23 protein-coding genes are annotated in these 20,597 nt (G+C 62.8%); 6 read left to right on the top strand and 17 right to left on the bottom strand.

The genetic code is table 11. The annotated features are described in order from the left end of the window. Positions 1–118 precede the first annotated feature (118 nt). From GE073_RS07645 to ilvB, 10 genes are all read right to left on the bottom strand, one after another. Positions 119–1,483: an anti-sigma-I factor RsgI family protein gene (locus GE073_RS07645; protein WP_101808816.1), complete on the bottom strand. Its 1,365-nt coding sequence runs from the start codon at positions 1,481–1,483 to the stop codon at positions 119–121. After that, positions 1,480–2,307: an RNA polymerase sigma factor SigI gene (sigI, locus tag GE073_RS07640; RefSeq protein ID WP_228551828.1), complete on the bottom strand. Its 828-nt coding sequence runs from the start codon at positions 2,305–2,307 to the stop codon at positions 1,480–1,482. Before sigI ends, GE073_RS07645 begins: the two co-directional genes overlap by 4 nt. 108 nt (positions 2,308–2,415) lie before the next feature. Beyond that, positions 2,416–2,841 (bottom strand): hypothetical protein, encoded by a 426-nt coding sequence (locus GE073_RS07635; RefSeq protein ID WP_028599927.1) that lies wholly within the window; start codon positions 2,839–2,841, stop codon positions 2,416–2,418. Between the two features lie 106 nt (positions 2,842–2,947). After that, the gene (locus tag GE073_RS07630; RefSeq protein ID WP_028599928.1) at positions 2,948–3,199 is read right to left on the bottom strand and encodes a hypothetical protein; all 252 of its coding nucleotides are present in this window, start codon (positions 3,197–3,199) and stop codon (positions 2,948–2,950) included. A 206-nt stretch (positions 3,200–3,405) separates the two neighbouring features. Continuing rightward, positions 3,406–3,954 (bottom strand): peroxiredoxin, encoded by a 549-nt coding sequence (locus tag GE073_RS07625; protein WP_028599929.1) that lies wholly within the window; start codon positions 3,952–3,954, stop codon positions 3,406–3,408. A 101-nt stretch (positions 3,955–4,055) separates the two neighbouring features. Continuing rightward, the gene (gene leuB / locus GE073_RS07620) at positions 4,056–5,132 is read right to left on the bottom strand and encodes a 3-isopropylmalate dehydrogenase (RefSeq protein ID WP_028599930.1); all 1,077 of its coding nucleotides are present in this window, start codon (positions 5,130–5,132) and stop codon (positions 4,056–4,058) included. 203 nt (positions 5,133–5,335) lie between these two features. Next, positions 5,336–6,880, bottom strand: coding sequence for a 2-isopropylmalate synthase (locus GE073_RS07615; RefSeq protein ID WP_028599931.1), 1,545 nt, complete (start codon positions 6,878–6,880; stop codon positions 5,336–5,338). A gap of 98 nt (positions 6,881–6,978) precedes the next feature. Continuing rightward, positions 6,979–7,971, bottom strand: coding sequence for a ketol-acid reductoisomerase (ilvC, locus tag GE073_RS07610; protein WP_028599932.1), 993 nt, complete (start codon positions 7,969–7,971; stop codon positions 6,979–6,981). 233 nt (positions 7,972–8,204) lie between these two features. Continuing rightward, positions 8,205–8,696, bottom strand: a complete 492-nt coding sequence (gene ilvN / locus GE073_RS07605) for an acetolactate synthase small subunit (protein ID WP_028599933.1) — start codon at positions 8,694–8,696, stop codon at positions 8,205–8,207. Then, positions 8,693–10,438 (bottom strand): biosynthetic-type acetolactate synthase large subunit, encoded by a 1,746-nt coding sequence (gene ilvB, locus GE073_RS07600; RefSeq protein WP_028599934.1) that lies wholly within the window; start codon positions 10,436–10,438, stop codon positions 8,693–8,695. The genes ilvN and ilvB overlap by 4 nt, the downstream gene beginning before the upstream one ends. Before the next feature lie 596 nt (positions 10,439–11,034). Between ilvB and GE073_RS07595 the strand changes: the two genes are divergently transcribed. After that, positions 11,035–11,499, top strand: a complete 465-nt coding sequence (locus GE073_RS07595) for a GNAT family N-acetyltransferase (RefSeq protein WP_052333462.1) — start codon at positions 11,035–11,037, stop codon at positions 11,497–11,499. Here GE073_RS07595 and GE073_RS07590 read toward each other — a convergent pair. The 5 genes from GE073_RS07590 to GE073_RS07570 form a co-directional block, all read right to left on the bottom strand. Beyond that, positions 11,493–11,861, bottom strand: coding sequence for an LSm family protein (locus GE073_RS07590; RefSeq protein WP_028599935.1), 369 nt, complete (start codon positions 11,859–11,861; stop codon positions 11,493–11,495). The two genes, GE073_RS07595 and GE073_RS07590, sit on opposite strands and share 7 nt — an antisense overlap. A gap of 124 nt (positions 11,862–11,985) precedes the next feature. Then, positions 11,986–12,345 carry a 50S ribosomal protein L20 gene (gene rplT, locus GE073_RS07585; protein ID WP_028599936.1) on the bottom strand — a complete coding sequence of 120 codons (360 nt, stop codon included), beginning with the start codon at positions 12,343–12,345 and terminating at the stop codon, positions 11,986–11,988. 47 nt (positions 12,346–12,392) lie between these two features. Further along, positions 12,393–12,593, bottom strand: a complete 201-nt coding sequence (rpmI, locus tag GE073_RS07580; RefSeq protein WP_028599937.1) for a 50S ribosomal protein L35 — start codon at positions 12,591–12,593, stop codon at positions 12,393–12,395. Positions 12,594–12,621: 28 nt separating this feature from the next. Then, the gene (infC, locus tag GE073_RS07575; protein WP_043111625.1) at positions 12,622–13,119 is read right to left on the bottom strand and encodes a translation initiation factor IF-3; all 498 of its coding nucleotides are present in this window, start codon (positions 13,117–13,119) and stop codon (positions 12,622–12,624) included. 296 nt (positions 13,120–13,415) lie between these two features. After that, on the bottom strand, positions 13,416–14,657 hold the full coding sequence (locus tag GE073_RS07570; RefSeq protein WP_028599939.1) for a glycosyltransferase family 2 protein: 1,242 nt from the start codon (positions 14,655–14,657) through the stop codon (positions 13,416–13,418). A gap of 547 nt (positions 14,658–15,204) precedes the next feature. On the opposite strand from GE073_RS07570, the gene GE073_RS07565 reads away from it, so the two are divergent. Continuing rightward, a complete protein-coding gene (locus GE073_RS07565) occupies positions 15,205–15,765 on the top strand; it encodes a phosphatase PAP2 family protein (RefSeq protein ID WP_052333463.1) in 561 nt (186 codons plus the stop codon). 119 nt (positions 15,766–15,884) lie between these two features. Here the strand turns inward: GE073_RS07565 and trmB are convergent, their stop codons facing one another. Beyond that, positions 15,885–16,658: a tRNA (guanosine(46)-N7)-methyltransferase TrmB gene (trmB, locus tag GE073_RS07560; RefSeq protein WP_028599941.1), complete on the bottom strand. Its 774-nt coding sequence runs from the start codon at positions 16,656–16,658 to the stop codon at positions 15,885–15,887. 148 nt (positions 16,659–16,806) lie between these two features. Then, positions 16,807–17,001 (bottom strand): hypothetical protein, encoded by a 195-nt coding sequence (locus GE073_RS07555; protein WP_028599942.1) that lies wholly within the window; start codon positions 16,999–17,001, stop codon positions 16,807–16,809. Between the two features lie 330 nt (positions 17,002–17,331). On the opposite strand from GE073_RS07555, the gene GE073_RS07550 reads away from it, so the two are divergent. The 4 genes from GE073_RS07550 (at position 17,332) to GE073_RS07535 (ending at position 20,507) form a co-directional block, all read left to right on the top strand. Then, the gene (locus GE073_RS07550) at positions 17,332–18,429 is read left to right on the top strand and encodes a tRNA modification radical SAM protein MnmL/YtqA (RefSeq protein ID WP_101808814.1); all 1,098 of its coding nucleotides are present in this window, start codon (positions 17,332–17,334) and stop codon (positions 18,427–18,429) included. Beyond that, entirely contained in the window at positions 18,429–19,052 is a 624-nt protein-coding gene (locus tag GE073_RS07545; RefSeq protein ID WP_101808813.1) for a tRNA 5-(aminomethyl)-2-thiouridylate-methyltransferase MnmM, read from the top strand. The genes GE073_RS07550 and GE073_RS07545 overlap by 1 nt, the downstream gene beginning before the upstream one ends. A 16-nt stretch (positions 19,053–19,068) precedes the next feature. Next, positions 19,069–19,470: a VOC family protein gene (locus tag GE073_RS07540; RefSeq protein WP_101808812.1), complete on the top strand. Its 402-nt coding sequence runs from the start codon at positions 19,069–19,071 to the stop codon at positions 19,468–19,470. Positions 19,471–19,532: 62 nt separating this feature from the next. Further along, positions 19,533–20,507 (top strand): type I phosphomannose isomerase catalytic subunit, encoded by a 975-nt coding sequence (locus GE073_RS07535; RefSeq protein ID WP_028599945.1) that lies wholly within the window; start codon positions 19,533–19,535, stop codon positions 20,505–20,507. Positions 20,508–20,597: the final 90 nt, after the last annotated feature.

Genomic DNA, 20,597 nt, shown 5'->3' with positions numbered 1-20,597 from the left:
AATCGGAAATAATGTCGAAAATTGCCAGCTCCAGCCCGCTCCGAAACTCGGATCGGCCCCTGCCAGAAGACGCGCGAAAGCGGGCCTCTCCGGCCCGCTTTCGACATGCGTCGGCTCGTCAGCGATCGGAATGCCCGTCCCGGCCATCCCGCTGCTCCCGCTGCTCCTTCCGCTTGGCTTCGGCCTTTTTCCGTTCGGCCTCCGCGCTGCTTTTCGCTTTTTCGTGCTCCCGCTTCCGCCGATCCGCCGCTTCCCGGATCCGCTGCTCCGCCTTGCTTCGAATCTCCGCCGCCTTGGCGGCGGCTTCCTTGGCGCGGCTGTCGCGGGCTTGCTCGAGGCGGCGCTCCGCCTCGCGCTGCTTGCGCTCCAGCGCCCGGCGAGCCTGCTCCGCCTCCCGCTTCCATTGCTCCAGCCCGCGCCTGAACTCGCGCTGCTCCCGTTCGCGGCTTTCGGCCGCCTTTACGTTCCCGGCAGGCTGGGCCGATGCCGGATGGCGGCTCGGTCCATGCGGCGGATGCGCGGACGGACGGCCGACCGGGTCGCGCTGCCGCTCGGCCGGGGGCGTCGTCGTGCGCGCCGGCGCCGAGGCAGCCGCCGGACGGGCGGGCGGCGACGGCGTTGCGGCCCGCTCCGCGGCCGGACTCGCCGGCTGGACGGCGGACGCCTTCGCCCGAGCCGACTTTTCCGCCTCCAGCAGCCGATCCAGCTTCTCCTCATCCAGCTCCGCGCTATCCGGCACGAGCGCGTCCAGGCCGCCCTGCCAAACGGCCGTTGCCGGCAGCGGCTGCGTGCGCAGACGTTCGAGCGACACGTCGTAGCCTTTTTCCATGGCCAGGAGATAGACGGTCATCTGGCCGACGGACAGGCCGAGCTCCTCCGCTTCCAGAAGCACCTGCGGCGTCGAGCGCAGCTCGGTCACCTGCAGGCCGTCCTCGCCGGCCTGCTCCGCCGCCGACTCCAGCGCGTGCCGCGCCTGCGCGCCGAGCTCCGTCAGCTCTTCTCCGTTCCCTTTCAGCCGGACTCCCGCGAGCAGCACCTTGGCGGTCTCCTGCTTCAAGTAATCCGATTCGGCCAGCCGTTCCGCCAGCTCCTCCATGACGAGCGAGGCAGGCTGCCCGCTGTAGTCGAGCTCTTGGACGAGCGGCACGGCATCGGCATTGACCGCGCGCAGCTGCCGCACCATGAGGTCGGCGTCGACGCCGACCTCGAAGCTCGGATTGATGTCGAGGCTGATGTAGGCGACGACCGGATGGGCCGCCGCCCGGCCTGCGTACAGGACGGGGATCGCCAGCAGCAGCGCCAAAGCTCCCGCCGCCGCCGGCAGCACCCAGCGCGGCCGGACCGCACGGACGGCGGGCGGGAGCTCGACCTCTTGGCCGACCGCTTCCCCTCCGCGGCTTCTGATCTTGCGGAAGCTGCCGTCGGGCGTAAGCACGATGACGCTGCCCTTCTTGACCTCCAGCACGATGCCGTTCCCGTTCACCGATTTCTCCCCCCCGCCGCCTGCTCCTGATTCCGTTCCAAAGGCTGCCGGCCTTGGCGCAGCAGCAAGTAGTCTTCCAAATAAGGATAATGGCCGCGCAGCAAGACCGCGATCGCGATCAAATACTTGCGGTTGCGCTCGATCGTCTTGCGCGAGACGGAAGACTGCTCCATCAGCTCCTTGACCGGCAGCCGCCGCTTGTCGACGAGCATGCCCCACAGGCAGTCCTGATCCGCCAGGCGAAGCGCGATGCCCTGCAGCAGCCTGCGGGAGTCCTGATGCTTCGGCGAGCACTCCGCAAGCTCCGCGAAGCGGATGCCGTAGCCCTTCAGCTCCGCGGCGAAGTCCTCGATCTCCAGCCGCCGCTCCTCCGCGTCGCGATCGAGATGGAAGCGCGAGACGGCCTGCTGGATCCATGCCGCCTGCAGGCTGTCCTCCAGCTCGCCCTCCTGGTCGAAGCTGCCGGAGGGCACGGTCTGGCGGTGGCGCTTCTCGCGCCGGATATAGTCGATCAGCCGGCGGCGGATGACCGTTTCGGCGAAGCCGGTGAACGATCGTCCCGACGCGGGGGAAAAATGCTCGATCGCTTCATTGAACGCGATCATCGCGATGCTGAACTCGTCGTCGCGTACCGGATCGATATACCGCTTGCAGAACCGGCTGGTCGATTTGAGGATGAACGGACGGTAATCCTGGATGAGCTTCTCCCGCAGCGCTTCGTCGCCTGCCTGGATCCGCCCCAGCGCCGCGCGGAGCTTGTCCGGTTCGGAGACAGCGGATTGCTGCTTGACGCTGAAGCGTCCGAACCATCTTTTGAACACCATCAGCAGCAACAGAGCACCTCGTTTCCTATACGGTTCGCAGCGTCCCGCCCGATTGCGGGAGTCGCTTCAAATAAAAAAGCCTCCTGCTACAGGAGGCGCCGTTCGTCTCTAGCAAAGACCTTCCGAGGTCCGCTTGGCTTTCAGCTTGTTGCGGCGGGAATTGAGGATGCCGAGCCTTTTCTTGAGCTCCGCTTCCCAGTCCGCGTCTCCGATATGCTTGGCGAAGCCGAGCAGGTCGAGCGCCATGTCGATCTGGCTCAGGACCACTTCCATCGGATCCTCGTTGTCATGGTTCACGCAGTTCTCGAACAGCGACTTGCCGCGCTGGTCGACATAGTCGTGGAAATCCACCTCGGAAACTCCGTCTCCATGCGCATATTCGGCTAATAGTTCGTATTCGCTTTCTATCATATAATGAATATCCACGCGATGGCAAACCGGACAGAACAGAATGGGGACGTTATGAATGTGGGTCCGATAGTGTCTGAGCGTTCCTTTCGTGCCGATCATGCTCGCTCCGCAGCAAAAGCTCATCCTGGTTCCCTCCTTGTACTCGCCGTCCGCCAATCGGAATGGCTTGGATCGTTATCTGCATTCTATTCGGCAATGCCTAGCGGAATTCCTGCCAAACCGCCGACGGTTACGGAAGCGGAGCCGGAGGCAGGTCCTCGGGCTTGATTTCGGGCTCCTGCGGCAGTTGCGGCAGCTCCGGTCCCGGATCGGGCATGATTTCCGGCTGCGGATCGGCTGGCGGCAGCTCGGCGGGCTTCGGCTGCTCGATTTCAGGGGCGGGCGGAGGCGTTATTTCCGGCTCCGGCGGCTGCGGCAGACGGGGAGCATCAGGGTCGCGAGGCGGCTCAGCCGCTTGCGGTCGTTCCGTTTCATGGGTCATTTCAAGGGGCCTCCTTCATAGGTCGATGCCTGCTGGATTTGCTTATCCTTACCCTTGGAAAGCCGCTTGGACGCAGAAGGAGCCGCGATTCGTGCGCCTGATCAGAATTTGGGGCGAGCGGCCGGAAACGCGGAACCGACATCGAAGACTTTCTAGAATGAAAAAAGCCAAGGCGGAATGCCCTGGCTACCCTGGAAGGGATGAATTCAGTTGGAGCGGATCGGTTTGTCGCCCGGCTTCCAGTTCATCGGACAAAGCCCGCCGGACTGCAGCGCTTGGAGCACGCGCAGCGTCTCCTCGACGCTGCGGCCGACGTCGTTGTGGTGGACGACCTGATGCTTCAGCTCGCCCTCCGGATCGACGATGAACAGGCCGCGCAGCGCGATGCCTTCTTCTTCGATCAAGACGCCGTAGTCGCGAGCAACCTGCTTCGTCATGTCGGATGCCAGCGGAAAGCTCAGCTTGCCGAGTCCGTTCTCGCTCTTCGGCGTGTTGATCCAGGCCTTGTGGCTGTGGACGCTGTCGATGCTGACGCCGAGGATGTCCGCGTCCAGCTTGCGGAACCGGTCGGCCGCATCGCTGAGCGCCGTAATTTCCGTCGGGCACACGACCGTAAAGTCGAGCGGATAGAAAAAGAAGACGAGCCATCTGCCGCGGTAGTCGGAAAGCGACGCCCTGCCGAACTCCTTGCCCTCGCCGTCGACGGTCTCCATCGTAAAATCCGGCGCCGGACGGCCGACCAAACGTTCTGCCATGATTCCGAAACCCTCCTTCACGCTAAATGCGCATCGGAATTAGGTTGTCCAAAAAACGGCAGTCCATTCGAAAGGAGGGGGCTTCCCGCGAGCCGGAAAGCTTAGCGGATCGCGCTCGCGATCAGGTCGCCCATCGCTTCGGTGCCGATCGCCTTGGACTTGTCGACCGCGATGTCGCCCGTGCGGTGGCCGGCGTCGAGCACTTCCTTGACCGCGTCCTCGATCGCTTGCGCCGCGTCATGATAGCCGAACGTGAGGCGGAACATGAGCGCGACCGACAAAATCGTCGCGATCGGATTGGAGATGCCCTGGCCCGCGATGTCGGGAGCCGATCCGTGCACCGGCTCGTACAGGCCGAAGCTGCCTTCGCCGAGCGACGCCGAGCTCAGCATGCCGATCGAGCCGGTCAGCATCGCCGCCTCATCGCTCAGGATGTCGCCGAACATGTTCTCCGTGACGATGACGTCGAAGCTCGACGGACGGCGCAGCAGCTGCATCGCGCAGTTGTCGACGAGCACATGCTCCAGCTCGACCTCCGGATACTCCGGAGCGATCCGGTTCACGACCTCGCGCCACAGGCGGGACGTCTCCAGCACGTTCGCCTTGTCGACGGACGCCAGCCGCTTGCTGCGGGTCATCGCGATGTCGAACGCCTGGCGCACGATGCGCTCGATCTCCTGCACGTTGTAGACGCAGGTGTCGACCGCTTCCTGCCCGTGCTCGCCCTCGCGGCGGAACTTCTCGCCGAAGTAGATGCCGCCCGTCAGCTCGCGCACGACGATCAGGTCGGTGCCCTCGAGCACCTCGGGCTTCAGCGTGGAGGCATCCTTCAGGCAGTCGAACACCGTCGCCGGACGGATGTTGGAGAACAGGCCGAGCGCCTTGCGGATGCCGAGCAGTCCCGTCTCAGGACGCAGCTCCTTCGAGTTGTTGTCCCACTTCGGTCCGCCGACCGCGCCGAGCAGCACCGCATCGGCCTTTTGGCAGATGTCCAGCGTCTCCTGCGGCAGCGGGGTTCCCTTCTCGTCGATGGCGATGCCCCCGAACAGGCCGTGCTCGAATTCGAAGCGGTACTCGTACCGCTCCTCGATTTTCTTGATGACCTTGATGGCCTCGCCGACGACTTCCGGTCCGATGCCGTCGCCTGCGATGACCGCGATCTTTTTCACTTCTGCCATAGTTGAACACTCCTGTCTCGTCTCGATAACGAATGAGAATAACTATCATCAGTTGTACCATACTCCCGCTCGATTGTTCCAAGATAGGATAGCTATGGTGTTGATAGGGCGCGCCTATAGAGCAGCCTTCGCGAGATGAAAAAGCCCGCCTGCTGCGGAAACAGGCGGACCGGATGGAGCTGTAAAGAGAAGCTCGCGTCGCGTCAGATCAGGCTCATCTTGTCGCGGCGGCCCGGAGCCTTGCGCTTCTCGATGAGCCGGTTGAGCGCGTCGACATACGCGCGCGCGCTCGCCTCGAGGATGTCCGTGCTCACGCCGCGGCCCTGCGCGGATACGCCGTCCTGCAGCAGCACGACATGCACCTCGCCGAGCGCGTCCTTGCCGTCCGTGACGGACTTGATGGAGTAGTCGTCCAGCTCGACCGTCTCGCCCGTGACGAGGTCGATCGCGTTGAACAGGGCGTCGACAGAGCCGTTGCCCTCCGCCGTGCCCGACTGCACGCCGCGCTCCTCGACCCGGATCGAGACGGATCCCTTCGGCGTAGAGCGGTTGCCGTAATGGACCTCGACGGTTTCGAGCGCGTACACCTCCGGCGTGTCGACGAGCTTCTCCTCCAGCATCGCGAGCAGATCCTCGTCCGTAACGTTCTTCTTGCGGTCGGCCAGATCCTTGAACTTGGCGAACGCGGCGTTCAGCGCCTCGTCCTCGAGCTCATAGCCGAGATCGAGCAGCTTCTCGCGGAACGCGTGGCGGCCGGAGTGCTTGCCCATGACGAGCTTCGACTCCTTGATGCCGATCGTCTCGGGAGAGATGATCTCGTACGTCGTCTTCTCCTTGAGCATGCCGTCCTGATGGATGCCGGACTCATGGGCGAAGGCGTTCGCGCCGACGATCGCCTTGTTGCCCGGCACGACCATGCCGGTCAGCTTGCTGACGAGTCGGCTCGTACGGGCGATCTCGGTCAGCTTGAGGCCGGTCTTGGCGCCGTACAGAGCCGCGCGCGTCTCCAGCGCCAGCGCCACTTCCTCGATCGCCGTGTTGCCGGCGCGCTCGCCGATGCCGTTGATCGTGCCCTCGATCTGGTCGGCGCCGTTCTGGATCGCCGCCAGCGCGTTCGCCGTCGCCATGCCGAGGTCGTCATGGCAGTGGGCGCTGAGCTGGATCGTCTCGATGCCCGGCACCTGCTCTTTGAGCGTCTTGAAAATGTTGCCGAACTCGGCCGGCGTCATGTATCCGACCGTATCGGGGATGTTGACGACGGTCGCTCCCGCCCGGATCGCCATCTCCGTCACCTCGCACAGGAAGTCCAGCTCCGTGCGGCCTGCGTCCTCCGGCGAGAACTCGATCTTGGCGAACTTCTGCTTCGCGTAGCGGATCGCCTTGTCGGCCGTCGCGAGCACCTGCTCCTTCTCCATCTTGAGCTTATGCTTGCGATGGATCGGCGACGTCGCCAGGAAGATGTGGATGCACGGATCGGCCGCATCCTTGAGCGCTTCCCAGGCGGCGTCGATGTCGCGCTCGACGGCGCGCGCGAGGCCGATGACGGTCGCGGACTTGACCGCTGCGGCCACCGCCTGCACCGCCGCCAGATCGCCCGGCGAGGCGGCCGGGAAGCCGGCCTCGATGCGGTCGACGCCGAGCTTCTCGAGCTGGAGGGCGATCTCCACCTTTTCCCGGGTATTCAGGTTGACCCCGGGCGATTGCTCGCCGTCGCGGAGCGTTGTATCGAAAATATAGATCTTGCGCAAGCCGGCACCTCCGTTCGGTAGGATTGTTTAGCTTATGAAGCGGCAAACGCGCCTCATTCCAGGTGGAAGAAGCGCGCTGCCGTGCTGCTTGACTCGTCTTACTTCTTGATCCAGTGCATCAGCTCGCGCAGCTGCGCGCCCGTCTTCTCGATCGGATGCTCGGCTTCGTTGCGGCGGGTCGCCGTCAGCATGGCGCGGCCGGACTTGTTCTCGAGGATGAAGTCGCGGGCGAACTTGCCTTGCTGGATGTCGGAGAGCACTTCCTTCATCGCTTTTTTCGTCTCGTCGGTCACGATGCGCGGGCCAGTGACATAATCGCCGTACTCGGCCGTGTTGGAGATGGAGTCGCGCATCGACGCCAGTCCGCCTTCGTACATCAGGTCGACGATCAGCTTCAGCTCATGGAGACATTCGAAGTACGCCATCTCCGGCGCGTAGCCCGCTTCCACCAGCGTTTCGAAGCCGGCTTTGACGAGCGCGGACGTGCCGCCGCAAAGGACAGCCTGCTCGCCGAACAGGTCGGTCTCGGTCTCTTCGCGGAACGAAGTCTCGAATACTCCGGCACGGGTGCAGCCGATGCCCTTCGCGTAAGCGAGGCCGATCGCCTGGGCATTGCCCGTCGCGTCCTGCTCGACCGCGATCAGGCCGGGAACGCCGAAGCCTTCGACATACGTGCGGCGCACCATGTGGCCCGGCGATTTCGGAGCGACGAGCAGCACGTCCGTGTCCTTGCTCGGCACGATTTGGCCGAAGTGCACGTTGAAGCCGTGGGAGAACATGAGAGCGGCGCCTTTTTTGAGGTTCGGGGCGATCTCATCGTTGTACACCTGGGCTTGCGTCTCGTCCGGCATGAGGATCTGGACAACGTCCGCCTTGCGGGTCGCGTCGGCGACGGTCAGCACCTCGAAGCCGTCGTTGCGGGCTTTGTCGGCGGACTTGCCTTCGCGCAGGCCGATGACGACCTTCACGCCGCTGTCGCGCAGGTTTTGCGCTTGAGCATGGCCTTGGCTGCCGTAACCGATGACTGCTACCGTCTTGCCTTGGAGAACGCTGAGATCCGCGTCGTTTTCATAGAACAATTTAACTGCCATGATGAGATGATGCCTCCTTTGGATTGGAACCCCTTTGAGCGGGTGTTTAAAGAGACAGCGCGTTAAAGCTCGAGCGGGGAGCGGCTCGTCTGCCTTCCTTAAACTCCCGCTCAAAGCGGGTTTTTGAGGTGTTATAGGTAAAAACAATAGCCTTATAGATTCGTTGTCGAACTTATCCGAAAATTCGCGCTACAGTCCGGCGGCGCATCGTCTGGCTCCTGGCGCGGAGCGAATCAGGAGCGGACGGTGCCGCGGTTCATGGCCGTCACGCCGGTGCGGGAAAGCTCCCGGATGCCGTATGGACGCAGCAGCTCGATCATCGCGTCGATCTTGTCGGTCCCTCCGACCGCCTGCACGATCAGCGAGCTCGGTCCGATGTCGACGACCGCGGCGCGGAACGTCTCGACGACGCCGAGAATTTCCGGACGGGCTGCCGGCTCGGCGTTGACCTTGATCAGCGCCAGCTCGCGGGCGACCATCGGGCTGCCGCTCACGTCGACGACCTTGATGACGTCGATCAGCTTGTACAGCTGCTTGGACACTTGCTCCAGCACCTTCTCGTCGCCTTCCGTGACGATGACCATGCGGGAGAGGCCCGCTTCCTCGCTGGCGCCGACCGTGATGCTCTCGATGTTGAAGCCTCTCCGTCCGAACAGGCCAGCCACGCGCTGCAGCACGCCCGGCTGGTTGTTCACGAGGACGGCGATCGTATATCTCTGGTTCATTGTTCATCCCCCATCAGCATGACGTCGATCGTGTTGCCCTGGGTGACCATCGGGTAGACGTTCTCGCCTTTGCGGACGACGAATTCCACGACTGCCGGACCCGGATGGGCAAGCGCTTCTTTCCAGGCCGCCTCCGCCTCCTGCTTGTTCGTCGCGCGGAAGCCTTTGACGCCGTACGCCTCGGCCAGCTTGACGAAGTCGGGGCTGCCGGCCAGGTCGATGTGGCTGTAGCGGTTGTCGTAGATGATCTCCTGCCACTGGCGCACCATGCCGAGCACCTGGTTGTTGATGATCGCGACCTTGACCGGAATGTTGTTGATCGCGCAGATCGCCAGCTCCTGGGCGCACATCTGCATGCCGCCGTCGCCGTTGATGCTGACGACGAGCCGGTCCGGGTGCGCCATCTGCGCGCCGATCGCGGACGGGAAGCCGAAGCCCATCGTGCCGAGGCCGCCGGAGGTGATCCAGGAGCGCGGCTGGTTGAAGCGGTAGTACTGCGCCGCCCACATCTGATGCTGGCCGACGTCCGTCGTGACGATCGCGTTGCCCTCGGTCGTATCGTGGATCATGCCGATGACCCACTGCGGCTTGAGCTCGGTGTCGGAATCGACGTACCGCAGCGGCTGGTCCTGCTTCCATTGCCGGATCTGGGCGCGCCAGGCGTCCGCCTTGTCGGCAAAGCCGACCTCCTGGTTAAGCAGGCCGAGCGTCGTCTTGACGTCGCCGACGATCGGGATGTCCGTCGGCACGTTTTTGCCGATCTCGGCCGGATCGATGTCGATGTGCACGATCTTGGCCTTGGACGCGAAGCCGTCCAGCTTCATCGTCACGCGGTCGTCGAAGCGGGCGCCGATGTTGATGAGCAGGTCGCTCTCCTGGATCGCCTTGTTGGAGGCGTACGCTCCGTGCATGCCCGGCATGCCGACCCATAGCTCGTTGCCGCTCGGGAAGCCGCCGAGGCCGAGCAGCGTCGTCGTGACCGGAATGCCCGTCTTGACCGCGAATTCCAGCAGCTCCTCATGGCCGCCCGAGTAGACGACGCCGCCGCCGGCGAGGATGAGCGGACGCTCCGCTTCGGCGATCGCCCGGACGAGCTTGTCGAGCTGCGGCTTGCGCGGCGTGACGGTCGGATTGTAGCCGCGGATGCTCACGTCCGTCACCGGCTTGAACAGCGCCTTGGCCGCCGAGACATCCTTCGGGATGTCGATCAGGACCGGGCCTTTGCGGCCGCTGTTCGCGATGTGGAACGCCTCGTGGATGACGCGCGGCAGGTCCTCGACGTCCCGCACGAGATAACTGTGCTTCGTGATCGGCATCGTGATGCCGGTGATGTCCGCTTCCTGGAACGCGTCCGTGCCGATGAAGCTCGTCGCGACGTTGCCCGTAATGACGACGAGCGGCACGCTGTCCATGAACGCGGTCGCGATGCCGGTGACGAGGTTCGTCGCTCCCGGCCCGGAGGTCGCGATGCAGACGCCGACCTTGCCGGAAGCTCTCGCATAGCCGTCCGCCGCATGGATCGCGCCTTGCTCGTGGCGGGTCAGCACGTGGTTGAAGTCCTTGAAGCCGTGCATGGCGTCGTAGATGAACAGCACCGCGCCGCCCGGGTAGCCGAATACACATTCCACGCCCTCGAGCACCAGGCTGCGGAGCAGCATTTCAGAGCCGCTCACCACTTCCGGCTTCCTCATTCTATCCATGATCTCTTCCTTGGAGCGCACTGCTTCGCCTTGCATCACCATCATGTGATCCTCCCTTCGTGACGGCGGCGGTGTCGACGGTCCGCCTTCGCCCCTATCGTATTGGCTGAATCAAAAAAACCTTTCGCCCTCTATGCCGAAGCATAGGGACGAAAGGTTGATCTTCCGTGGTACCACCCAGGTTTACGCCGCATCTCGCGATGCGGAGTCTCAAGAAGTAAGACGCGAGATGCATGCCTCATCGGTCCTACTTCGGCAGGTTAACGCATGCCAGGCGATTCTCCCTAATGAAAGCGCAAGGGCGCTTCGTTCAGGAAAACAGCTCCGAGGTGAGCTCGTTGGAAAGGGATGCTGGCGGCGGTTGCAGCGAATCCGTCGCTCTCTGGACAGTAGAGCCCTTAACACTTCGTCCTCTTCATTGCTGTTCGGGTATTAGCTTAGACCTTATTATAGGTTTGAGCTTATCATCCGTCAATACTTAGATTACGCGGCTGCAGGAAAAGTTATGTACGAGGCCGGAAAACGAATCGCTTCGCAACCGGCCCCGCTTCGGCATAGACTGTGGAGACGGCCGCGGCGGATGCCCGCTCCGCCTCATGCGGAAGCGCTCCGCCGGCCCGTCGGAAGGAGTCTCCCGCATGCGCCAAATCCGCTATCGCGGGCATCGCCCGGACGATCTGCCGACGCTGATCCGCCTCATCCGCACCGAGCTGATGCCGATGTCCCATACGGTCAGTCCCGACGATCCCGCCGTGCTTGCCGAATTGCCGGACCGCTTCGACAGCGGCCGCACGATCGTCGCCGCTCCCGAAGGCGGCCCCCCGCTCGGCTTCGTCCATTTCGGCCAGATTCACTCGCTGCTCCACATCGACATGCTCGTGGTCGATCCGGCCAGCCGCAAGCACGGCATCGGCCTGGAGCTCATGCGCCGCGCCGAGCGCGAAGGAACGCTGGGCGGGTCGCTCATGGCCGTGCTGTTCGTCGACGACGTCAACGAAAAGGCGCGCCGGTTCTACGCTCGCGAGGGCTACGAGCCGGTGCGCCATTTTCCCGATCTGAAGGTGACGCAGTGGACGAAGCCGCTGCGATCCGAAGGTCAGTAGAACCCTTTCGGTCCGACTGGAGGGCAGCAGCCCGGACCGTAAGGGCCGTAAGGACCTCCAGGGCCGCCCGGTCCCGGTCCATAAGGGCCGTAAGGGCCGGGTCCCGGTCCGTAGGGGCCGCCGAAGCCCCCGCCATAAGCGCCGAAAGGAGCGAGGCCGATCGCAAGGACGGAGAACAGCGCCAGCGGCAAGATGAAGGCGCGGGTGCCCGCCTTGCCGGCTTGCTCCTGAACGCGCACATAGAGCTTGTCGCCGTTCAGCTTTTCCAGCTTGCCCGTTACGACCGAGCCGTCCTTCATCTTGACCTCGACCGTCTGGCCGATGAGTGCCTGCACTTGCTGCTTGGAGACGTTAGACAACATGATTCCTCCTTTCCGTTCCTTCCAGCTTATTCTCCCGGCGGCCGTCCCGGCTGTACGGATGTCCGCATGAACGCAAAAAAAGGCTGCTCCCTGTCATCTGCATGACGGGAACAGCCTTTTGATGCTAGGCGTTCAGCTTTTGCTTGGCCACGTCAGCCAGGCTGTTGAACGAGCCGATGTCGTTCACGGCCAGGTCGGCAAGAACCTTGCGGTTCACTTCGACGCCGGCTTGCTTCAGGCCGAACATGAATTTGCTGTAGGACAGGCCGTTCAGACGCGCAGCGGCGTTGATGCGGACGATCCACAGCTTGCGGAAGTCGCGCTTCCGTTGGCGACGGTCGCGGTACGCGTACAGCAGGGATTTGTTGACCTGCTCCTTTGCGGTTTTAAACAGGCGATGCTTGGAACCGAAGTAACCCTTTGCGAGCTTAAGAATCCGTTTGCGGCGACGGGCGCGAACGAATCCGCCTTTTACTCTTGCCATGATAATACCCTCCTGTAGGTTCTAATCAAATAAATCTCAGGGAAATGCTATTTCAGTTGCGCGAGGCCTTGAGCCAGACGGCTTACGTCGCCGGCAGCCATGTTCGGCTGGGTAGCCAGAACGCGCTTCGTGCGGCCCGATTTATGGGAGAGCAGGTGGTTGCGGTACGCCTTGTAGCGCTTTACCTTGCCCGTTCCCGTGATCTTGAAGCGGTCTTTCAGACTGCTGTGGGTTTTCATCTTAGGCATGTCGTTATCCTCCTTGAATAAATGAAAATCAATTGTTGTTCTTCGGTGCCAAAATCATGATCATGCTGCGTCCTTCCAGTTTCGGCACACGCTCGACGTTGCAGATGTCGGCCACTTCGGTCTGGAGACGCTCCAGAATGCGCTGGCCGACCGCCGCATGCGCGATCTCGCGTCCGCGGTAGCGGACGGAGGCTTTGACCTTGTCGCCTTCGCCAAGGAACTTGATGACGTTGCGGAGCTTGGTCTGATAATCATGCTCGTCGATGTTGGAGCGGAACCACACTTCCTTCAGATCGACGATCTTCTGGTTTTTGCGGGCTTCCTTCTCCTTCTTCTGCTGCTCGTAGCGGAACTTGCCGTAGTCCATGATGCGGCATACCGGCGGCTTCGCTTGAGGAGCGATGTTGACCAGATCCATGTTGGCATCGATGGCCATCTGCAGCGCCTCGCGGATCGGCTTGATGCCAAGCTGCTCGCTCTCGGGTCCGACCAGGCGTACTTCCCTCGCCCGGATGTCGTCGTTGATTTGGTGATCTCGGCTAATAATCGTCCACCTCCGAATGGGATTGGTGTTGCGCGCGTGAATGCTCTATAAAAAGCAAAAGCGGGTCCTGGAGCAGGACCCGCGTGAGACGCCGTAGTAGATCCGTCCTCTCTCCGCAAGGAGGGAAGGCGGCCATATTGCGTATCGCATACCAGCCGACGGCGTCGGTCAGGTGAGAAGCGGGCGCTCCTGCTTGTGCGAATATGTCGTTGTAAATTGCATGAAATCAAGAACACTTGAACTAATGTACCATGACGACGAGCTGCCTGTCAACCGCCCTACGAAGCCTGCTTGCTCTGCACTTCCTCCAGGCGGATGACGCGCGTATGCTGCGTATGGCTCCATTGCTTGTTGTTCTGCGTGAAGAACGCATAGAACGTGATCGGCAGCCAGCTGAGCTGGAAGACGATCATCGACAGCAGATGGGCGTACATCTTGCCGGACTTGATCCCTTCAAGCGCCATGACGAGCGGGAACATAAGCGCGGCGGACGCGAGCGCGACGGCCGGCACCCAGAATGGAAGATACGCATAGATCGACGAGAACACATTGTCTGCCGGCAGCACGTAATCGATCCAGATGACGACGGTGCCGACGAAGCCGAGCAGCGTGCTGTAGACCGAGAACGAGTACAGCGCCGCATCGAACTTGACGAAATTGCGCTCCTTGATGCTGGCCCAGAGCAGCGGGAAGAAATACTGGCGGGCGACGGTGAAGTGGCCCTGCATCCAGCGCAGGCGCTGGCGCGCCGAGGCGCGGAAGGAGACCGGCTTCTCGTCGTACACCTTGGCCTCGTAGTTGAGCACCGGATGCACGCCGCGCTGCACGCAGCGCATGGAGAACTCCAGGTCCTCGACGAGGCTCGTCGCGCCCCAGCCCATTTCCTTCAGCAGGCCGCTTTCGAAGCACATGCCGGTGCCTCCGAGGAAGTTCGCCATGCCGAGGTTGCGGCGCGACAGCTGCCAGAGGCGGTTGCAGTACCAGTAGGTAATGCCGTAGGATGCCGTGACCCAGGAGTCGTCCGGATTTTTCGTATCGAGGTAGCCCTGGATGACTTGATGGCCATTGCACAGGTCATTGTTCATGTGGATGAGGAAATCGGTGTTCACCAGATTGTCCGCGTCGAACATGACGACGGCGTCGTACTGCTTGGGCATCGCCCACAGCTCCTTCAGCATCCATTCGATGGCGTAGCCCTTGCCTTTGAGCTGGTTGTTGAACCGCTCGCAAGCGTGCGCGCCCATGCTGCGGGAGATGTCGGCCGTGCCGTCCGTGCAGTTGTCGCAGATGACGAACACGTCGTACAGCTCTTTCGGATAATCCAGGCGGTTCAGGTTCTCGATCAGCGCGCCGACGACCTTCTCTTCGTTGTGGGCCGCGACAAGAATGGCGAACGATTTCTGCGGCTTGTGCCGGATCGTCTTTTTCTTGCGGACGATGCCGAACAACGCCAAGCCGAACTGATAGATTCCGACGAATGCCAGGAAAATTTGCAATGCGATCATGATGGAACTCGCGATCATTTGTGTTGCCCCCTTGAGACCCCGATTTTAATATTCTCTCTGTACATGCTGCGGGCTCTTTTCTCTCTGTGTTGGTTTTTTTAATGTCAGCTTTTCTGGAAACGGCCCTTTTGATTTTCCACGGAACCCGTAGCTTTGTCAAAAGGCGAATCCCCTTCGTTTCGGCTCAAAGCAAGGGGAAAAACGCTTGCAACGAGCATTAAAGACTAGGATGCCCTCATTTGCTTGCGCTAACCGCTTCTTCCATTCATTTGCTGGCGTTTTGATGCTTTCGTCCTTACCGACGAGCGACCGCCTCGAAAAGTTCTCCAAGGTCCGACAAAAGGCGGTGACAATCCGGTGAACGACGGGTTTCGCTTCAAGGACGCATCCGCCAGCGGATGCGTCCTTCCTCCCATCATTACCACGCCCGCGAAACCTAAAACGGCTTTCGCTTCATTCAGCCCTAACAAATCTGCTTTAGAATGAAGCTGCGACATATTCAGATCGCACGCGGAAGGTTATGATAGGGGTACAGAATACCAAACCGACGGGAGGAGTGGCGATGTTCATCGGCTGGCTCCGCATGAAGGAGCGAAGGCTGCTGCTTTGGCTGAACCGCGGCCCTGCGGGAGCGAGGCTCGGCGCCGTCGTGAGGCGCTGGCTGTCGACCGTGACGCATATGGGCGGAGCGACGTTCACGCTGAGCGCCTCCCTGCTGCTCTTGCTGCTCGGCGAAGGAGCTTGGGAGCTCGCCGGCTGGCAGAGCCTCGCGGCGGTCGTCGTCAGCCATATTCCGGTCGCCGTCGTCAAGCGCACGCTCAAGCGGCTGCGGCCCTACCAGGCGATCGAAGGCGTCCGCACGGGCAAAAGCCCGCTGGCGGACTCCTCCTTTCCCTCCGGCCATACGACAGCGGTTTTCGCCTGGATCGTCCCGTTGTCGTACGCTGCCGCTTCCGAGCTGCCCGCCTGGCTGCCGCTCATCGTCGCTGCCGCCGCGCTGATCGCCGGTTCGGTCGGATGGTCCCGGATGTACCTGGGACTTCATTACCCGTCCGACGTCGGCGCCGGAGCGCTGCTCGGCACGTTGACCGCGCTGCTGGCCATCTCGTTCATCGGCAGCTAGGCCGCTCGCGGCGGACAGGCTGCCGCTGCCGGAGGCAGCGCAGCGAACCGCCCGCCGTCCCCTTGCAAGGGAACGGCGGGCGGTTCGCTTTCGTTATCAGGTCCGCTGCGGCGGCAGGCTCACGCCTGGGAGCCGTGAAGCTTGGCCTTTTCCAGGTCCTCGCGCTCCTTGGCCGCCTCGCGGCTGCGGCGGGCGTTCTTCTCGTCGCGGTATGCGGCGAGCGCGGAAGCTCCGACGACGACCTCGCAGCGGTGGATCGGCAGCCCTTGCTGGATGAATTTGCTTTCGTACTCGGTGAGCACCAGATCGTCCCGCACCTCGTCGCGATGCAGGTCGAGCGAGATGGCGCGCATCTGCATCTCCGTCTCGGCGTAGCTGTTGAGCGAGAACTCGAACAGCAGCCGCGAATCCGTCTTCTGATGGATCTCGCCGTATTCATTGAGAATTACCGCGTACTGCTCCAAAAAGCGCGGATGCGACAGCCGCCGGCGCGCATGCTTGGACTTCGGCCACGGATCGCTGAAGTTCAGGTAGATCCGCTCCAGCTCGCCGGGGGCGAACATATCCGAGATGTTCTCGATGTTGGCGCGCAGCAGCGCCAGATTCGGCGGGTAGCCCTCCAGGCCGAGCTCCTCCCTCGCCAGCAGCGCCTTTTCGCTCGCGCGGCGGATCAGCTCGTCGTACATGTCCACGCCGATGTAGTTCACGTCCGGGTTGCGCACGCTGTGCTGGCTGATGAACTTGCCCTTGCCCATGCCCAGCTCCACATGGATCGGCTTGTCGTTGCCGAAAAATTCCTTCCACTTGCCTTTATGCTTCTCGGCATCGAGCACGACGAGGCGCGGCAGCGCCTCCAGCTCCTCGCGGATGCCTTTTCTTCCTCTCAAGCGCATGATTCGATTATTCCTCCAATAGCCTCGGCCGTCGGCCTAAGCAGACTCTACCGTCCTATTGTGCCTAAGACAGCTCCGCTTGTAAAGAAAAAGCGGCTCCGGGAGGCTGTGCCTGCCGCGGAAACCGCTCGGTTCGAAAGAGTGGATGCTAGTTCAGCATCTGATAGGGGATCGGCTGCTCCAGCTCGTACGTCTCGGACAGCACATGGTTCAGCTTGCGGCGGGCCTCGATTTCAAGGCGGTGATTGCCGTGGAACCGAATTCCGGCGAGGGCCATCAGTTCCTTGACCGTGAGCTCGATCGTGACCTTGCTGTCGCCTTGCGGAATTTTCACCGTGTTCATGTTCATCACCTCATGGATTTTTTTACAGCATTCCCAGGAGATCGGGCGCTTATGAAAATCAGGGTCGCGGCAGCGTTCAAGTGATGAAAAACCCTTGATTTAATTGATTTCTTTCCTCTTCAATTTAACACATCATGTAAGGTTTATCAAGCCCAAAATAAGCGCTTTCATTATTTATTTTTTCCAGCTTGTCCACCTCGGGCCGCAGACCTGCATGCCCGGAGACCTTTGGCGCGGAAGCGAAATTCGGGTATGATGGTAGCAACCCGACGCGGCGGGCGGCTGCGGCCGTCCGACCGCCGAATCCGAGCGTTTTTGAAAGGAGCCGACATGCAAGCTGCAACGCCATCCGCCTCTTCCCCGCTCCTGTGGGGAGACAAGCGGTTCCATACCTGGAATTACGAGATGAGAGAGCAGTTCGGCGGCAAGGTATTCAAGGTGATGCTGGACGCCGGCTTCACCTGCCCGAACCGCGACGGTGCCGTCGCGACGGGCGGCTGCACGTTCTGCAGCGCGCGCGGCTCGGGAGACTTCGCCGGCAGCCGCCGGGACGACCTCATCCAGCAGTTCGATACAATTCGCGACCGCCAGCATCTCAAATGGCCCGACGCCCGCTACATCGGGTATTTCCAGGCCTACACCAATACGTACGCGCCGGTCGAGGAGCTGCGCCTCTATTATGAAGCGATCCTGGCGCAGCCGGGCGTCGTCGGCCTCTCGATCGCGACGCGGCCGGACTGCCTGCCCGACGATGTCGTCGACTATCTCGCCGAGCTGAACGAGCGCACCTACCTCTGGATCGAAATGGGGCTGCAGACGATCCACGAGTCGACCTCGGACCTCATCAACCGCGCCCACGACACCGCCTGCTACCTCGACGCGGTGCGGCGCCTGCGCGAGCGCGGCATCCGCGTCTGCGCCCATATCATCTACGGCCTGCCGCAGGAGACGCATGAGATGATGCTGGACACCGGCCGCGCCGTCGCGGCGATGGACGTGCAGGGCATCAAGATCCATCTGCTCCATCTCATGCGCAAGACGCCGATGGTCAAGCAGTACGAGGACGGACTGCTGCGCTTCCTGGAAATGGACGAGTACGTCCAGCTCGTCGTCGACACGCTGGAGCTGCTGCCGCCGGAGATGATCGTGCACCGACTCACCGGCGACGCGCCGCGCGAGCTGCTGATCGGACCGACCTGGAGCCTGCGCAAATGGGAAGTGCTGAACGCGTTCGACGACGAGCTCTCCCGCCGCGGCACCTGGCAGGGACGGCTCTGGCAGCCTGCCGCTCCCGGCCTGCTGCCGGAGCCGGAGCACGCGCCGGCGCTGACCAAGCCGGGCCGCAAGCTGTCCGCCGCCAAGTACGCCGCCCTGATGAGGGCGGCAGCGCAGGACGCGCCGGGCTGCGAGCCGGGGGAGCGGAGCTGATGGGCCTGCTCTCTGTCATCGGCATGGCGCATGGCTGGGTGCGCCAGCGCGTCCAGCCCGGCGACGCGGTCATCGACGCCACGCTTGGCGGCGGCGTCGACGCGCGCTTCCTCGCGGAGCTCGTCGGACCGCGCGGCTCGCTGATCGGCTTCGACGTGCAGGAGGAGGCGCTGCGGCGCACGCGCGAGCGGCTCGAGCCGCTGCAGGCAGCCGGCCGTCTGCCTGCGGCCACCTCCCTGCTGCTGCAGTCGCACGGCGAGCTGGAGACGGCCGTGCCGCCGGAGCTCCGCGGCCGGATCGCGGCCGTGCTGTTCAATCTCGGCTACTTGCCGGGCTCCGAGGATACGAGCCTCATCACGACGCCGCAGACGACGCTGCCGGCGCTGGAGGCCGCGCTCCGCGTCCTTCGCCCCGGCGGCATCCTCGCCTGCGTCCTCTATCCCGGCCACCCCGGCGGCGCCGAGGAAGCGGACGAGGTGATGCGCTGGGCGGCCGGCCTGCCGGCGGAATCGGCGCAGGCGGCCGTCTATCGGCTCGTGCAGAAGCCGTCCGCGCCCTACGCGCTCGGCATCGAGAAAAAAGCTTCGCCGACCGGCTCGTCCGAGCCGAGTTCATTCCATTAAAAGGAGGAAATATCAAATGGCTATCCGCAAGCTGGAGCATGTCGGCGTCATGACGGCGCATCTGGAGGCTTCGATCGACTTTTACAAGCAGGTGCTCGGCATGGAGCATACGTACACGCTGCCGCACACGAACGGCGTAATCCGCCTCGCCTTCCTGCGCTTCCCCGGCTCCGAGGAGACGGAGCTGGAGCTGATCGAGGGCTATGACTCCGATCTGCCGGCCGAGGGCAAGACGCATCATATCGCCTTCACCGTCGACAACGTCGAGGAAGAGTTCGAGCGCATCAAGCGGCTCGGCGTTCCGCTGCGCGACACCGAGCTGACGACGCTGCCGAACGGCGCGCGCTACTTCTTCTTCTACGGACCGGACGGCGAGCTGCTCGAGCTGTTCCAGCCGGGACAGGCTCCTACCGCCTGACGGCCTCCCGTCCTGTCGGCAATCATCCTTTACATATCTTTCGAATAGGAGTGGAAATAGAGATGACACTCGCACCATACCCGCTTAAATTCAAGCCTGAAATGAAGGAACGCGTCTGGGGCGGCCGCGCCCTGGAGCAGTTCGGCCTGGAGCTGCCCGACGGCCACATCGGCGAAGGCTGGATGATCGGCGATCATCCGAACGGCACGACCACCGTGCTCGGCGGACCGCTGGACGGCCTCGGCCTCGACGAGATCCGCGAGCGCTACGGTCGCGAATGGTTCGGCAGCAAGGGCTTTTCCGAGAAGAACGGCCGCTTCCCGCTGCTCATCAAGCTGCTCGACTGCAACGACGACCTGTCGGTGCAGGTGCATCCGACCGACGCCTACGAAGGACTGCCGGCCGGCGAGCTCGGCAAGACGGAGATGTGGTACATTCTCGACGCCAAGCCGGGCGCCAAAATCATCTACGGCCTCAAGGACGGGGTCGACCGCGCCGCCCTGCGGCAGGCGATCGACGAGGACCGCGTCATGGAGACGATGCAGGAGGTCGAGGTGAAGGCGGGCGACGCGTTCTACATCCCGGCCGGCACCGTGCATGCGCTGTGCGCCGGCGTCGTCGTCGCGGAGATCCAGCAGAACTCGGATACGACGTACCGCGTCTACGACTACAAGCGCCCAGGCCTGGACGGCCAGCTGCGCGAGCTTCATGTCGAGGACTCGCTCAACGTCATCGCCTACGAAGGCGCCGGAGCGACGCGCATGACGACGGACGGCGCGCAGCCGGGCAGCTGGCTGACGATCGCCGAGTCCCCCTACTTCCTCGTCGACAAAGGCGTCGTGCGCGGTCCGTGGGAGCTGACCGTATCGCCGGACAGCTTCGTCATCCTCGTCATCGCGGAAGGCTCCGGCTCCATCGCCTGGGGCGACGGGCAGTCGCAGGAGGTCAAAGCCGGCGAATGCTTCCTGCTGCCGGCGACGCTCGGCTCCTGCACGCTGGACGGCGAGCTGACCGTGCTGCGCAGCCTCGTGCCATAAGCTTTTGCGAATGCATGCCAAAAAGCGTGCCGGATGGATATCCGGCACGCTTTTTTTATATATCCAGCTCGCTCGAATGCCGAGCAGGCG

It is taken from the genome of Paenibacillus sp. B01, from assembly GCF_009649995.1.
Lineage (GTDB): Bacteria > Bacillota > Bacilli > Paenibacillales > Paenibacillaceae > Paenibacillus_O > Paenibacillus_O pasadenensis.
Note: the sequence above shows the minus strand (reverse complement) of the source record. Positions and strands in the feature narration are given on the sequence as shown.

Excerpts from the sequence above, each read along its gene's own strand:
- sigI (WP_228551828.1), bottom strand. The coding sequence starts at position 2,307 with ATGGTGTTCAAAAGATGGTTCGGACGCTTCAGCGTCAAGCAGCAATCC.
- GE073_RS07635 (WP_028599927.1), bottom strand. The coding sequence starts at position 2,841 with ATGAGCTTTTGCTGCGGAGCGAGCATGATCGGCACGAAAGGAACGCTC.
- GE073_RS07630 (WP_028599928.1), bottom strand. The coding sequence starts at position 3,199 with ATGACCCATGAAACGGAACGACCGCAAGCGGCTGAGCCGCCTCGCGAC.
- GE073_RS07625 (WP_028599929.1), bottom strand. The coding sequence starts at position 3,954 with ATGGCAGAACGTTTGGTCGGCCGTCCGGCGCCGGATTTTACGATGGAG.
- leuB (WP_028599930.1), bottom strand. The coding sequence starts at position 5,132 with ATGGCAGAAGTGAAAAAGATCGCGGTCATCGCAGGCGACGGCATCGGA.
- ilvC (WP_028599932.1), bottom strand. The coding sequence starts at position 7,971 with ATGGCAGTTAAATTGTTCTATGAAAACGACGCGGATCTCAGCGTTCTC.
- ilvN (WP_028599933.1), bottom strand. The coding sequence starts at position 8,696 with ATGAACCAGAGATATACGATCGCCGTCCTCGTGAACAACCAGCCGGGC.
- ilvB (WP_028599934.1), bottom strand. The coding sequence starts at position 10,438 with ATGGTGATGCAAGGCGAAGCAGTGCGCTCCAAGGAAGAGATCATGGAT.
- GE073_RS07595 (WP_052333462.1), top strand. The coding sequence starts at position 11,035 with ATGCGCCAAATCCGCTATCGCGGGCATCGCCCGGACGATCTGCCGACG.
- GE073_RS07590 (WP_028599935.1), bottom strand. The coding sequence starts at position 11,861 with ATGTTGTCTAACGTCTCCAAGCAGCAAGTGCAGGCACTCATCGGCCAG.
- rplT (WP_028599936.1), bottom strand. The coding sequence starts at position 12,345 with ATGGCAAGAGTAAAAGGCGGATTCGTTCGCGCCCGTCGCCGCAAACGG.
- rpmI (WP_028599937.1), bottom strand. The coding sequence starts at position 12,593 with ATGCCTAAGATGAAAACCCACAGCAGTCTGAAAGACCGCTTCAAGATC.
- GE073_RS07565 (WP_052333463.1), top strand. The coding sequence starts at position 15,205 with ATGTTCATCGGCTGGCTCCGCATGAAGGAGCGAAGGCTGCTGCTTTGG.
- trmB (WP_028599941.1), bottom strand. The coding sequence starts at position 16,658 with ATGCGCTTGAGAGGAAGAAAAGGCATCCGCGAGGAGCTGGAGGCGCTG.
- GE073_RS07555 (WP_028599942.1), bottom strand. The coding sequence starts at position 17,001 with ATGAACACGGTGAAAATTCCGCAAGGCGACAGCAAGGTCACGATCGAG.
- GE073_RS07550 (WP_101808814.1), top strand. The coding sequence starts at position 17,332 with ATGCAAGCTGCAACGCCATCCGCCTCTTCCCCGCTCCTGTGGGGAGAC.
- GE073_RS07545 (WP_101808813.1), top strand. The coding sequence starts at position 18,429 with ATGGGCCTGCTCTCTGTCATCGGCATGGCGCATGGCTGGGTGCGCCAG.
- GE073_RS07540 (WP_101808812.1), top strand. The coding sequence starts at position 19,069 with ATGGCTATCCGCAAGCTGGAGCATGTCGGCGTCATGACGGCGCATCTG.
- GE073_RS07535 (WP_028599945.1), top strand. The coding sequence starts at position 19,533 with ATGACACTCGCACCATACCCGCTTAAATTCAAGCCTGAAATGAAGGAA.